Raw genomic sequence first — 12,482 nt, forward strand, 5'->3', positions numbered from 1 at the left:
CCACCTCATCCCCTATTTGGCGTGGCATCTCCTGTTCGGCCCCTATTCGGCCTCTAGTCGGCGCAGCCTGCCGTCCGCGATCTCGTACCGGGCCACCGTTGAGACGGGGGCGTCCGGCCGGTCCACGTGATCCACCGCGCGGAACTCCGCGCGGAAGCCGTCCATGTCGGCCGTGCAGGTGAGGTAACCCCGGCGGTCGGTGGCAAGCCGGAGACATGGGTCGCGGTCGAGGACGGCCTGGGAGCCGACCCGCGGCGCGGCCGACACCGAGGCGGTGGAGAACTCGACGCCGACGGCGCGCGACCCCGGATCGGCCGGGTCTGCCCGCAGGTCGCCCGCCCAGCCGTCGCCCGCGTCTCCGCTCAGCACGACAAGGCCCTCCGGGGCGTCCGCCAGCACGCGGGCGCGGCTGCGCGGGAAGGCGTCCCACCCGGTGGGGTCCCCGTCCGTGAGACCGCGCGGGCCGAAGAACGCGGGCTGGACCAGGACCCTCCAGCGGGCGGTCCCACTCGCCAACCGGGTGCGCAACCACTCCTCCTGCTCCGCGCCCAGCATGTCGTCACCGTCGCGGTGCTGCCGCGTGTCGAGCAGCAGGAGGTCGACCACCCGGCCGTACGGCCGCCAGCGGTGCACGCGCAGTGACGCGCCGGTCGGCCGGACGCGCAGCGGCATGTGCTCGAAGTACGCCTTGAACGCGGCGGCACGCCGCTTGAGGAAGGCGGCCGGACTGGATCCGTCGCCGGGCCGCGCGCCCGCGCAGCCCTCGCGTACCTCGTGGTCGTCGAGGACGGGCAACCACGGCGCCGCGGCGTGCGCCGCCCGCAGGTCGGGGTCCGTCCGGTAGGTCGCGTACCGGTTCCGGTACGCCGCGAGGGTCGTGCACTCCGCCTCCGATTCCAGCGGCCGTACGTACGCGTCCGGCCCGGAGCGTTCGGTCGCGCCCGCGTACATGTAGCCGCCGAGGTGCACGATCACGTCGGGACGCTCGGCGGCGAGGTGCCGCAGCGCGGTGAAGCGGCCCTCCTCGTAGCGCTGACCCGAGGCGACCGCGAACCGTACGGGCGCGGTCGAGCCGGGATCGGGGGCGGTCCTGGTCCGCCCGACCGGGCTCTCGTGGCCGTCCACGAAGAACCGGTAGAAGTACTCCCGTCCGGGCCGCAGGCCCGCCACCCTGACGTGGACGCTGTGCGCCCGGTCCGGCCACGCGGAGGCCTCGCCCGACTGGACCACGCGGGCGATCTTCTCGTCCTCCGCGATCTCCCAGCGCACGGCGGCCGTCCGGCCGGGCATGCCGCCGGGACGTACGGGATCAAGAGGGTCGGGGGCGAGACGGGTCCACAAGATGATCCCGCCGGGAAGCGGCTCCCCCGATGCCACTCCCAAGGTAAACGGGTACCCCAATTTCACCATAGGGAGGATCTTGCACAATATGTGACCTTGGTGGTGCCAGGATGCGCAAGTCCGAATTGTAGCAAGCGCTTGGTAGTACATCTGGACGGCGATGAGCAGGTGACTCTCCACCGCTTTTAGGCGAGCAAGCCGTTGCTCGGACCTTCATAATGGGTGGTGTGAACCAGCGAAAGAACTCCGGCGGCGCCACCGCCGCCCCAGTGAGGCGCCAGGGCACGGCGAAACGAGCGGCCACCGCGGGCTCGGCCTCCGAGCGGCGCGACCACCTCGTCAAGCTCGCGGCGGAGCTCTTCGCGCGCAAGGGCTTCCAGGCGACCACCGTCCGGCAGATCGCCGACGAGGCGGGGATCCTCTCCGGAAGCCTCTACCACCACTTCGACTCCAAGGAGACGATCGTCGACGAGGTGCTGCGCACCTTCCTCGAAGATCTCACCGCCCGCTACCGCGCGGTCCTGGAGACAGCGGGCGACGCCCGCACCGCGCTGACCGAGATGGTGCGCGTCGGTTTCGGCACGCTGGAGCCGCACCGCGCGGCCATCACGGTGATGCAGAACGACTGGAACTACCTCCGCTCCCTCCCCGGCGACCGCTTCGGCTACCTGGTCAAGGCCGAGGACGAGGTCGAGCGGATGTGGGTCGAGCAGATCAAGCGCGGCCAGGCCGAGGGCCTCTTCCGCGCCGACCTCGACCCCAAGCTCACCTACCGCATGATCCGCGACACGATCTGGGTCGCGGTGCGGTGGTTCCGCCCCGGCGGGCGGCTCAACACCACAACGCTGGCCGAGCATTACATCACGGTGCTGTTCGACGGCCTCGCCACCGGTGACCGCACCAGCCACAGCGCATGATGCTCCTCAAGGCCGTACGGCACGCCCTGGCCGAGGCGGCCGACCCGGCGAAGGCCCCGGTGATGCAGGCGTACATGAAGTCGGACATGCCGTTCCTGGGCGTGCAGGCCGTCCCCCGGCGCACCGCGCTCAGGCGGGTCTTCGCCGAGCACCGCCTGGGATCGGCCCCCGAGTGGCGCCGCGCAGTACTCGCGTTGTGGCGCGAGGCCGAATACCGCGAGGAGCGGTACGCCGCGATCGAGCTGTCCGCGCACCGCTTCTACCGTTCCTGGCAGACGCTCTACACGCTCCCGATGTACGAGGAGATGATCGTCACCGGCGCCTGGTGGGACCTGGTGGACGACATCGCCATCAACCGGATCGGCACGCTGATGCGGCTCTACCCGGAGAGCATGCGCCCGCTCATGCTGGAGTGGGCGTACGACCCCAACCTCTGGAAGAGGCGCACCGCCATCCTCTGCCAGAACTCCTTCAAGGAGCGGACCGACCCGGCGCTGCTGTACGCGTGCATCGAGCCGAGCCTGTCGGACATCGACTTCTTCGCCCGCAAGGCCATCGGCTGGGCCCTCCGCGAGTACGCGAAGACCAACCCCGACGAGGTCGTCCGCTACGTCGACCACCACGGCATCTCCGGACTGAGCCGCCGCGAGGCCCTCCGCAACCTCCCCAGCCGTTAGTTCCCACCGGGAGGGGACGGGGTGGCCAACGGACAGGCCCCCTCGGCGATGCGTGTGAACGATCTCGCATCGGTGGACGATCCGGCTCGGAAGCTCTCGAATCCCGATGCCGCTTCGCCCATGATGGCGGGATGGACGACGCGTCGCACCTGCCGTCAGGGGCCGGACCGCTAGCTCCGGAGTTCGCCGGCATCGACCCGTCGCTGATGAACGGGTTCATCAGCGAACTGGAGCGGACCGGGCAGGTGGTCGCCGAACACGCCGAAGGGATCCGCCGGGAGCTGGCCGCCGTCGATCTGCCTGCCACCGACCTCGCCCCGGTCAGAGAGATCGGCGGCTGGGCCGAGGAGCAGATCCCCCGGCTCCGTCAGCGGGCGGAGACCATCGACGTCACCCTGCCGTGGCTGCCCAGCGCGGGCTTGCGGCCATATCAGGAGAAACCGTTGCTCGCCCTCGGGGACGCACGACGTCAGGGCGCCGCCCTGGCCGAGCGCTTCGTGGCCATCGACCCGGATGAACTCGTTCTCACAGGTACGTCGCCCACCGACAGGATGACCGCCGTCATCGGGACGCTCCGCAACCACCGGCACGACGCGAACTTCACCGCAGCCTTCTTCGCCGCTCTCGGAGCCGAGGGAACGCGGCGGCTCGCCGCCACTCTGCGTCGCCGTCTCTCCGATGAGGCGGTCGACGTCGCCGGTACGGCGTTCGCCACCGCGCTCAGGGGCGGGACAAAGGTGCCCGGGCTCGCCGCGGTCGCGAACGAACTGCGCAAGAGTACGGGAAAGGACCTCGACGGAGTCGTCGACCTGCTGAAGCCGGGGCCGCACCCGACCGAATGGCTGGCCGGGATCGCTTCGGCCGTGCTCACGGAGCGGGTTCACAGCACGGCCGCCAACGGAAACCTTTCCACGTTCATGGACCTGCTCGCGGCCAACCCCTCGGCGGCACGGTTGGCCGTCGGCAAGGCGGCGCGCCTCGGCCCGCCCTCAGCCTGGGAGAAAGAGCTCCTGCGCGGGTTCTCGGAGCGAGATGAGAGCGACAAGCTGGCGGGATTCCTGGTGAAGCTCGGCGAGCGGGCACAGCGGGACGGGACGACAGCCGACGCCTTCGGGCGCCTGCTGGCCGCGATGTCGGGCGCCTACGACGAGAAGCAGGGCGGACACAGCCGGGAGGCCGCCTTCTTCGCTTACACGGTGATGACTACCGTCGATGACATCTCGCTGCATGACGCGACCCGTGTCCACCTTGGGGAACTCGCCGGTTCGTACGCCCCGGAGATCACCCTGGGCGCCGACATCGAAGCCGTGGACGCGACCATGGACAGCGCTCGGTTGCCCTCCCCCGGAGTGTTCGAGCCTGTTCTCGTTCCAGGGTTGCGGGGCGCGTTCCGGCTAAGCCCCAAGGACACGTTCCGGTTCCTGACCACCTTCGCGGCCCAGGCCGAATCGCGAGTTCCGTTCGACGCGGGGATGGGCGAACTCACCCAACGGCTCCTTCCCAGGGTGTCCCAACTGACAAAGAAGGGAGACCCCTCTGCGATGCACGCTCTCTTCAAAATGCTCGGCAACACCCGAGGTTTCGAACTTGCCGCCGCCGTACGGGTGCTCACGCCGAAAGATAAGGCGGCCAAGAGCGCACACGACGCAGAGAGCTTTGTGATCGGCACGGCGATGGGAATCGTCGGTTTTGCCCCTCCGTTCGGTGCCGTGATCTGGACCGGGCTCTCCACCGGAGCGTCCGCGTACTACACGTGGATGCACGAGCCGGAAAACGATACAGAAGAGCTCCAGAAGCTCATCTCATTCGAAGTACTGGGCCGCAAGCACAACATCACCGGCCTCCTCATGGAGCAAGGTTTCACACCACGGGTTCCTCCTGCCCAGACCTCCCACGGCAAGGGGTCTCTTATCACAGACAAGAACGGCTCTCTCTTGCCTTTCGTTGAGATCATCAAGCATGGCGAGAATGGCCGTCAGGCTCTCGATCAATGGTTGATCGACAATGGGATGGGAACTTCCCAGACCCACGCCCTGGGCTACCTGTCAAGCACCGAAGCAGACTTTTTCGAGGGGAACAGGAACACCGGATACCAGCGGGCACTCGCCTACGAGGGAAAACTTACGACAGACTGAGACACTCCGTCTCCCCCCGGACCACGTACCGCCCTGTCACCGAATCCAAGACCAGAACAGTCCTGGTCACCTCATTCACCAAACGGAACGGCTTCGCCATAGGATCCGAAAAATGGTACTTATGGTCGGCTGTGCGTCCTAACGCGCCGACCAGCAAATCGTTCATAGAGCCGGGGTCCATCTCCGGCTCAGCGCCCTCTCCGGTGGCGGCGAAGGTGCGTTTCGCCCTGTCCTCTCCGCAGGGGATGTCCTTCCCGCCGGGATCCGTTACCCGGACATTCAGCGCACCGCGTTCCTTGAGAAGTCGCAAAACGTGGGTTTGCAGGGTCGCCGCGGCTTCGGCCACCGTGGGTTCCCGCTCCCCGCAGGCGACCACGAGAAGGGCGAGCACCGAGACCGCTCCAACGAGCCGCGCGGGAGAGCTGTGACGAGAACGGGACATGAAATATCCTCCGAGTCTGGCCGCCTGAGCGCACGATCTCATATGGGCCGGGAGACTGCACACGCCATTCCGGAGAGGAAAGGTGAGGTGTTTGACGGCGAACCCTGATGACATGGTGCCGAATCCTCGCAAGCAGGAACTTTTGCGAGCGCTGGAAAAGGTGCGCATGCATGCCAGGCAACTGGAGGCGGCGCTCGACCCGCCGCATGCGACCTTCACCGGGAAGACGGTCTGGGTGGGGCCGCAGGCGCGGGCGTTCGCGGACGAACTGACCCAAAGGCGGGCGCGACTGCGGTCGCTCATCCAGCGGATCGTCAGCGACCTGGAGGCCGAGTTCATGGCCACGCCTGAGAAGGTGAGGCGATCGCCAACCGCGTACTGAGACCGACAGAGCTCCCCCACGCAGCTTGATCTCGACGCTTCGTCTGTTCCATCGCGCTCCTCGCAGATAGGAACAGGCTGTCTCGGGTGGTCATCGGACATGACCAAGCAGGATGTTCGTCCACAGCCGCCGGGCAGGGACGGCGCGGAGCCACTCGCTCTCCGTGACAACGGCGCCGTCGGCGGCGCGATAGTGGCGGCGGACGAAGAGCAGGCCCCCGGCCTGGCACAGCTCATAGACGATGTCCTGGCATTCGCAGGTGTGCTCAAGCACCCGGATCCGAATCGCACACGGGTGACACTCTCGCCATTCCAGCCTTTCCCAGCCGGCCTTCGGGTGTGCGGGGTGGACGCCGTGATACCCGGCGGGCAACTCGTCGATTGCCATGCCGGTCGTCACCTCCTCACTGTGAAGCGTCGTCGTAATCCGTGGTGGCCCCCGCAGAGGGGCACTCGGGGGCGGGCGGCTCTGCGGGGGCGGCGCCCGCCGACGGGATAGGGAAGGCGCCGCCGGCAGGCGCGGTACAGCGGTGGCCTCCTCGCCCACCCCCAGTGCGCAGGGAGGCCACCAGTCCAAAAGCCCCGGCCAGCGGACCATCCCGCTCTTGGGGCCGAACTTCCAACTTGTGCGGCGCCTGAAAGCCAGGCGGTCTGCGTACGGTCACCGGCGAGCTTCTTGGGCGCGAAGGAGGGCGAGGAAGGCCGGAAGGTCATCAGCGCAGACCGTCTGTTGAAGCCCGGTTCCGATCTCCGAAGGAGAGTCGCTCACCGCGCCTGGTGGCGTAGAAGGCGCCCGCATCGCTACGGAAGAACACCCATGCGGGGAAGCGGTCCCGCACCTTGTCGAGGTCGCAGCCGACTGTTGACATGAGACCAGGGTAGGAAGATTTGGCGAGCTTGTCTATAGGGCACCATAGGGCCATCCGGAAGACGATGGGGAATCACCGATTCCTACAGTGGTGCTGTGATCGAGTTCCGCGAGGATCAGCCCAGGTGGGAGCAGGTAGCCAGGGTGATCCGCGACCGCATCGTGGTGGGTGAGTACCGCCCGGGATCACGGGTGCCCAGCGAAAACGACCTCATGCAAGAGTTCGGCATCGCCCGCATGACTGCCCATAAGGTGATGCGGGCTCTCCGCGCCGAAGGCACCATCTACACAGTCCGGGGCATGGGAAGCTTCGTCGCGCAACCGGACGGACAGACCGATACCAACGACCCCGTAGAAGTCGACGAGTAATCCACACCCGGCAACCGCAGCGGTCTGTGTAGGCCATCGTGAAGCGCCGTCGGCGGCAGCCAGCGCGGCCTTGGGGCGCTGAACCAACTGCTATGACTGGGCGCGCGATCGGGCCGACTGCTCCAGCAACGTCCGTTGATCGTCATTCCACGCCGCCGTGAATGGCTGCGCGTCGGCGTGCCCCTGGACGTGTCTAGCGCGGTTGATCATTGCGGCAGCGGGTGAGCGCGCCAGGTATGGGTACGGCAAGATGCCGTCATGGCTTCCCCGCGCACAACCTCCAGTGCCCGAACGACCCTCACAGTCCACCAGATCAAGGTCACGCTGGCCGGGTCACGGCCGCCGATCTGGCGGCGTTTGGAAGTCCCGTCCGCGATCACGCTGCGCGCGCTGCACGACGTCATGCAAGCTGCCTTCGGCTGGGAGGACTACCACATGTGGGTCTTCGAAAGCCCGTTGGGCCGCTACGGCGCCACCGACCGCGAACTGCGGATCAACAGCGCCTCCGCCAAGCGACTCAACCAGGTAGCCCCCGGACAGGGAGACCGGCTCAGCTACACCTACGACTTCGGGGATGGCTGGGAGCACACCATCGTCGTCGAGGCCGTCACCACACCCGAGCCCGGCATCGCCTACCCACGTTGCCTCACCGGCCGCCGGGCCTGCCCACCCGAGGACTGCGGCGGTATCTGGGGCTACGACTACCTCCTTGAGATCCTCGCCGATCCCAAGCACGAAGAGCATGAGGATCGGCTGGAATGGCTCGGCCTCGACTCAGCCGACCAGTTCCACCCCGCCGCCTTTGACCTGGCTCGTACAAACGCCGCGGTATCCAGCCTGGCAGCAATCCTCATCAAGGAGTGATCGCGCCCCGGCCAGCCGGTAGGGGCCCTGGCACGATCAACCCGGCGCAGCACTGGCTCGCCCGCGTTCTGACATGGGGACGACGGTCTCCCACGAGGCCCGCTCTCCGACTACGGAGCCGGAGAGCGGGTCGACAGGCATGCCCGGGTCGTGTTTCGTGGATCCATTTGGCCGGCCGCGGTCGCCCGGATGGCCCCTCGCGACGTGGCCGCCGAAGCCACGAAACCCTCCCTAGGCGGGGCGGAAGGAGTCCCTGGCCTGGGGGGCAGCGTGCTTGATCATGAGGTGCCGGGTGACCGAGTACTCCTGGACCGCTTCCTGGCTCATGTCCTTGCCGAAGCCGCTGCCCTTGACGCCGCCGTGCGGCGCCTCGGAGGCGATCGGCAGGTGGTCGTTGATCCAGGTGACGCCGACGTCGAGGCGGTGCGACACGCGCAGCGCCCGGGACACGTCCGTCGACCAGACCGACGAGGCCAGGCCGTACTGCGTGTCGTTGGCGAGGCGGACCGCCTCGTCCTCGGAGTCGAACGGCACCGCGACCAGCACGGGGCCGAAGATCTCGCCCTGAACGATCTCGCTGGACTGGTCGGCGTCCGCGATGAGGGTGGGCGCGTAGTAGAAGCCCGGCCCGTCCAGCGGCGCACCGCCGCAGACCACGCGGCCGGAGGCGCGCGTGATGAACCCGTGCACCCGGTCGCGGTGGGCCTGCGAGATCAGCGGGCCGATGTCGGAGCCCTCCTCCCACGGGTCGCCGGGCCGCACCCGGGAGAGCGCGTCGCGCAGCGCCTCGACGCCTTCGGCGTACCGGGAGCGCTCGATGTAGACGCGGGTGGCGGCGGTGCAGTCCTGCCCGGTGTTGTACGTGGCGCCCATGGCGACGCCGAACGCCATGTCCTCAAGGGAGGCGTCGGCGAACACCAGCGCGGGCGCCTTGCCGCCGAGCTCCAGGTGGACCCGCTTGAGACCGTCCACCGCGCCCTGCATGACGGCCCGGCCGGTCGCCGTGGAGCCGGTGACGCTGACCATGTCCACGCCGGGGTCGGTGACGAGGGCCTGCCCGACTTCGGCGTCGCCGGTCACCACCTGCAGCAGCCCCTCGGGGGCGCCCGCCTTGGCGAACAGCTCGGCCAGCCGGAGCGTGCTGCGCGGTGTCTGCGGCGCGGGCTTGATGACGACCGCGTTACCCGCGGCGAGGGCCGGGCCGATCTTCCAGATCCCCATGATGAAGGGGAAGTTCCACGGCGCGATCGAGCCGACGACGCCGACCGGCCGCCTGATCAGCACGGACGTGTAGCCGGCGCTGAGCACACCCGCGCCGGTCCCGTCGAGCGAGCGTCCGGCTCCCGCGAAGAACCGCAGGTTGTCCACGCCGAACGGCAGCTCGCCATCACGGAACACCGGGGCCGGCTTTCCGGTCTCCTCGACCTCGAGCCGGGTCAGCTCCTCGGCGTCCTGCTCCACCAGGTCGGCGAAGCGCAGCAGCACCCGCGCCCGCTCGGCCGGGGTGGTCTCCCGCCACTCCTCGAAGGCAGCACGCGCGGCTCGTACGGCCGCCGCCACGCCCTCGGGCGACGTGTCCGGCACGTCCTCGACGGGCCGGCCGTTCGCGGGATTGATCAGGGTAGCCATGCCATCCTCTTTCATCGGTCACGATGGACCTGCGGACATTCGCCACAAATACGGCAAATGTCGCAAATTGCCTAAGTTATACGTTCACCGCGGATATCAACTGTCGAAACCGACGCCGAAGCGGTCGAGCAGTCGCAGCCACGGCCCGCGACGACCCGCGTTCTCGTCCGCCCGGGCCAGCGCCCGCCGGGTTACCTCGACCACCGGCCAGCGCAGCGGCTCCGGCGGGAACGGCACCGGCAGACGGCGCACCATCCGCAGCCCGGTCCGCCTCGTCGAACGGCGGGCCAGCAGGTCGAGACCGACCAGCGCGCCGAACCGGGAAGCGCCGACACCGAGCCCCGTGTAGCCCAGCGCGTACGCCACCCTGCCGCCCATGGCGGTGCCGAAGAACGGGGTGAACCGGCTGGTCGAGTCGATCGCCCCGCCCCACTTGTGGGTGAACCGCACGCCGTCAAGCTGCGGGAACGTCTCGAAGAAGTGCCGCGCGAGCACTTCGTGCGTGGCGTCGCGCTGTTCGCTCCCCGTGCCGCCGAAGTTGTAGATGGCGTCGTAGCCGCCCCACAGGATCCGGCCGTCGGACGTCAGCCTGTAGTAGTGGAACTGGTTGCCCGCGTCGGTGAGGCCCTGCCCCTCCGCCCAGCGCAGCGACGCGCGCTGCGACTCCGACAGCGGCTCGGTGGCCAGCACGTAGTCCCAGACCGGCAGCACGAAGTTGCTCAACCTGCGCAGCGGCGGCGGGTACGCGTTGGTGGCCAGCAGCACCTGCGCCGCGTCGATCACGCCGGAGCCGGTGGTGACATGGATCTTGGCTCCGGAACGTTCCAGACCCGTGACCGCCGTCTTCTCGTAGACCCGGACACCGAGCCGCTCGGCCACTCTGACCAGGCCCCAGGCCAGCTTGGCCGGGTCCAGGATGCCGCCGGTGCCGCGCAGCCGCAGCCCGCCGAGGTACGTCGGCGAGTCCACGTCGGCGCGCATCTCGTCACGGTTGAGGAAGACCGCGTCCTCACCGTGCTCGCGGTGCAGCCGCTCGGCTTCCTTGAGCTCGGCGACGTGGTGCGCGGCGACCGCGACCGTCGTCTTGCCCAACAGGCGCAGGTCGGCGTCGATGTCGTGGGCCTCGACGAACGCGGCGATGGCCGCGAGGTTCTCCCGGCCGAGGGCGAGCAGCGTACGCATCTCGTCGGGCCACAGCTTCAGCCCCTGGCTGAGCCCGTGGGTGAGCGAGTCGGAGATGAACCCGCCGTTGCGCCCGGTTCCGCCATACGCGATCGACTTCGCCTCGACCAGGACCACGTCACAGGCCGGGTTCTCCTCCTTCGCCAGCACGGCGGCCCAGAGGCCGGTGAAACCACCGCCGACGATGAGCAGGTCGGCGGTGGTCCGTCCGTCAAGCGGGTGATACGCCGGCGCCCCGGGCCTGTCGGTCCAGAAGACCCGGGGAGCGGCGTCCTTCAGTGCTTTCACTTGGCGGCGATCTTCTCAATCACGTCGGCGGCGACGCGCAGGCCGTCCCGGCGCCGGATCTCCGCGCCGTGGGCGGCCAGCCGCTCACGCAGCTCGGTGTCACCCAGCAGGCGGTCGAGGGCGCCGGCCAGCTGCTCGTCGGCGAACTTGTAGGTGTCGAGGCGGACGCCGTAGCCCTTCTCGTGCACCCGCTGGGCGTTGTCGTACTGGTCCCAGAACAGCGGCAGCAGGATCATCGGCTTGCCGAAGTGCAGCGCCTCGGTGGTGGTGTTGTTGCCACCGTGGGTGATGACGAGGTCCACCTGCGGGATGATCGCCGCCTGCGGCACGAACTCGGCGCCCCACATGTTCGGGGCCAGCTCGATCTCCTCGTGCAGCGGGCCCTTGGAGACGATGAACCGGTACGGCGTCTTGGCCAGCACCGAGATCACGCGACGCATCAGCTCGACGTCGGCGGAGCCCAGCGAGCCGAGCGAGAAGTAGACCCAGGGGCCGTCACCCGGGATCTCGGGGAGGGTGAACTCGTCGTCCGTCTCACGCACCGACGAGTCGAGTCGGGTCCACGTCGGGCCGAGGGGACGCTCGTCGGTATAGTCCACGATCTCCGGGAACACGTACAGGTTCGCGTCGCCCTCGTGGAAGAACTCCAGGTCGGGCAGCGGCGGAGCGCCCTGCTCGACGACCCACTCGTTGAACGCGGTGTAGATCTCGCGGTGGGTCCGGTCGTACTCGGCGCGGAAGGCGTCCCACTCGCTCCTGTCGTCGGCGGGCAGGCCGGAGTACGCCGGAGCGATGTCGGCGCCCTTCACCTCAAGCGGGTTGCAGGAGACGATGCGCACGAACGGCTTGCCGGCCGTGAGCAGCGCGGGGAAGGTGATGACGTTGTCCTCGACGATCACGTCCGGCTGGACGCGCTCGATGATGGCCTTGAGCTGCGGCTCGCAGTACTTCACACCGTCGATCAGGGCGTCCCAGATCGGCTTGGTGACCGTCTCCTGCTGCGCGAAGGTGCTCTTCCGGTACTCCGGCGCGGTGTCGCGGATGAAGTCCTTCCAGAACTGGCCCGCGTCCTGCTCCTCCTCAGCCGGCGGCGCGAGGTCGACCAGGTCCTCCTCGAAGCCGAGTGCCGCCAGCTTGCCCTTCCACGACGCCTCCGCTGCGAAAACCACGCGGTGACCGCGCTTGCGCAGGACGTCTCCGATGCCGATGCAGTTGTTCGTCGGCCCGTACGCGCTCTCGGGCATGAAAAGGATAGTCAGCTGCTTGTCTGTCATCTCCGGACTCCCTGGCTTGTTGAACCGTGATTCAAATAGGTATCTAGCGCGCCGTCAATAGCTGGGACATTATGGGTGGGCCAGTTGTTGTCGTACGTTCAAATCGGATGGGATG

13 protein-coding genes are annotated in these 12,482 nt (G+C 68.3%); 6 read left to right on the top strand and 7 right to left on the bottom strand.

The window, feature by feature from the left end; all coding sequences use genetic code 11:
- Positions 1-42 precede the first annotated feature (42 nt).
- Complete coding sequence (locus ACQP1V_RS35540; RefSeq protein ID WP_433426066.1) at positions 43-1,377, bottom strand: alkaline phosphatase D family protein; 1,335 nt, start codon at positions 1,375-1,377, stop codon at positions 43-45.
- 182 nt (positions 1,378-1,559) lie between these two features.
- Here ACQP1V_RS35540 and ACQP1V_RS35545 point away from each other — a divergent pair, with 182 nt between their 5' ends.
- The 3 genes from ACQP1V_RS35545 (at position 1,560) to ACQP1V_RS35555 (ending at position 5,070) form a co-directional block, all read left to right on the top strand.
- Positions 1,560-2,258, top strand: a complete 699-nt coding sequence (locus ACQP1V_RS35545) for a TetR/AcrR family transcriptional regulator (RefSeq protein WP_433414815.1) — start codon at positions 1,560-1,562, stop codon at positions 2,256-2,258.
- Entirely contained in the window at positions 2,255-2,935 is a 681-nt protein-coding gene (locus ACQP1V_RS35550; RefSeq protein ID WP_433414817.1) for a DNA alkylation repair protein, read from the top strand. The genes ACQP1V_RS35545 and ACQP1V_RS35550 overlap by 4 nt, the downstream gene beginning before the upstream one ends.
- 131 nt (positions 2,936-3,066) lie before the next feature.
- A complete protein-coding gene (locus tag ACQP1V_RS35555; RefSeq protein ID WP_433414819.1) occupies positions 3,067-5,070 on the top strand; it encodes a hypothetical protein in 2,004 nt (667 codons plus the stop codon).
- Here ACQP1V_RS35555 and ACQP1V_RS35560 read toward each other — a convergent pair.
- Entirely contained in the window at positions 5,057-5,461 is a 405-nt protein-coding gene (locus ACQP1V_RS35560) for a hypothetical protein (RefSeq protein ID WP_067132937.1), read from the bottom strand. The genes ACQP1V_RS35555 and ACQP1V_RS35560 overlap by 14 nt on opposite strands.
- 142 nt (positions 5,462-5,603) lie before the next feature.
- Here ACQP1V_RS35560 and ACQP1V_RS35565 point away from each other — a divergent pair, with 142 nt between their 5' ends.
- On the top strand, positions 5,604-5,894 hold the full coding sequence (locus ACQP1V_RS35565; RefSeq protein ID WP_157570351.1) for a hypothetical protein: 291 nt from the start codon (positions 5,604-5,606) through the stop codon (positions 5,892-5,894).
- A gap of 90 nt (positions 5,895-5,984) precedes the next feature.
- Here the strand turns inward: ACQP1V_RS35565 and ACQP1V_RS35570 are convergent, their stop codons facing one another.
- Together ACQP1V_RS35570 and ACQP1V_RS35575 are read right to left on the bottom strand one after the other, a co-directional pair.
- On the bottom strand, positions 5,985-6,281 hold the full coding sequence (locus ACQP1V_RS35570) for a hypothetical protein (RefSeq protein ID WP_433414821.1): 297 nt from the start codon (positions 6,279-6,281) through the stop codon (positions 5,985-5,987).
- A gap of 325 nt (positions 6,282-6,606) precedes the next feature.
- The gene (locus ACQP1V_RS35575; RefSeq protein WP_433414823.1) at positions 6,607-6,762 is read right to left on the bottom strand and encodes a hypothetical protein; all 156 of its coding nucleotides are present in this window, start codon (positions 6,760-6,762) and stop codon (positions 6,607-6,609) included.
- A gap of 95 nt (positions 6,763-6,857) precedes the next feature.
- Here ACQP1V_RS35575 and ACQP1V_RS35580 point away from each other — a divergent pair, with 95 nt between their 5' ends.
- Together ACQP1V_RS35580 and ACQP1V_RS35585 are read left to right on the top strand one after the other, a co-directional pair.
- A complete protein-coding gene (locus tag ACQP1V_RS35580) occupies positions 6,858-7,130 on the top strand; it encodes a GntR family transcriptional regulator (RefSeq protein ID WP_433414825.1) in 273 nt (90 codons plus the stop codon).
- Between the two features lie 258 nt (positions 7,131-7,388).
- Positions 7,389-7,994 (top strand): plasmid pRiA4b ORF-3 family protein, encoded by a 606-nt coding sequence (locus ACQP1V_RS35585; RefSeq protein WP_433414827.1) that lies wholly within the window; start codon positions 7,389-7,391, stop codon positions 7,992-7,994.
- 231 nt (positions 7,995-8,225) lie between these two features.
- On the opposite strand, the gene ACQP1V_RS35590 is transcribed toward ACQP1V_RS35585, so the two are convergent.
- The 3 genes from ACQP1V_RS35590 to ACQP1V_RS35600 form a co-directional block, all read right to left on the bottom strand.
- The gene (locus ACQP1V_RS35590) at positions 8,226-9,623 is read right to left on the bottom strand and encodes an aminobutyraldehyde dehydrogenase (protein ID WP_067132950.1); all 1,398 of its coding nucleotides are present in this window, start codon (positions 9,621-9,623) and stop codon (positions 8,226-8,228) included.
- A 96-nt stretch (positions 9,624-9,719) separates the two neighbouring features.
- Complete coding sequence (locus ACQP1V_RS35595) at positions 9,720-11,093, bottom strand: NAD(P)/FAD-dependent oxidoreductase (RefSeq protein WP_433218114.1); 1,374 nt, start codon at positions 11,091-11,093, stop codon at positions 9,720-9,722.
- On the bottom strand, positions 11,090-12,367 hold the full coding sequence (locus tag ACQP1V_RS35600) for a glycosyltransferase (protein ID WP_433414829.1): 1,278 nt from the start codon (positions 12,365-12,367) through the stop codon (positions 11,090-11,092). Before ACQP1V_RS35600 ends, ACQP1V_RS35595 begins: the two co-directional genes overlap by 4 nt.
- Positions 12,368-12,482: the final 115 nt, after the last annotated feature.

Origin of the sequence: Microtetraspora malaysiensis, assembly GCF_050947145.1 — a bacterium.
Taxonomy (GTDB): Bacteria; Actinomycetota; Actinomycetes; order Streptosporangiales; family Streptosporangiaceae; genus Microtetraspora_A; species Microtetraspora_A malaysiensis.

Coding starts and splice junctions, on each gene's coding strand:
- ACQP1V_RS35545 (WP_433414815.1), top strand. CDS start 1,560: ATGGGTGGTGTGAACCAGCGAAAGAACTCCGGCGGCGCCACCGCCGCC.
- ACQP1V_RS35585 (WP_433414827.1), top strand. CDS start 7,389: ATGGCTTCCCCGCGCACAACCTCCAGTGCCCGAACGACCCTCACAGTC.
- ACQP1V_RS35555 (WP_433414819.1), top strand. CDS start 3,067: ATGGACGACGCGTCGCACCTGCCGTCAGGGGCCGGACCGCTAGCTCCG.
- ACQP1V_RS35550 (WP_433414817.1), top strand. CDS start 2,255: ATGATGCTCCTCAAGGCCGTACGGCACGCCCTGGCCGAGGCGGCCGAC.
- ACQP1V_RS35575 (WP_433414823.1), bottom strand. CDS start 6,762: ATGTCAACAGTCGGCTGCGACCTCGACAAGGTGCGGGACCGCTTCCCC.
- ACQP1V_RS35600 (WP_433414829.1), bottom strand. CDS start 12,367: ATGACAGACAAGCAGCTGACTATCCTTTTCATGCCCGAGAGCGCGTAC.
- ACQP1V_RS35590 (WP_067132950.1), bottom strand. CDS start 9,623: ATGGCTACCCTGATCAATCCCGCGAACGGCCGGCCCGTCGAGGACGTG.
- ACQP1V_RS35570 (WP_433414821.1), bottom strand. CDS start 6,281: ATGGCAATCGACGAGTTGCCCGCCGGGTATCACGGCGTCCACCCCGCA.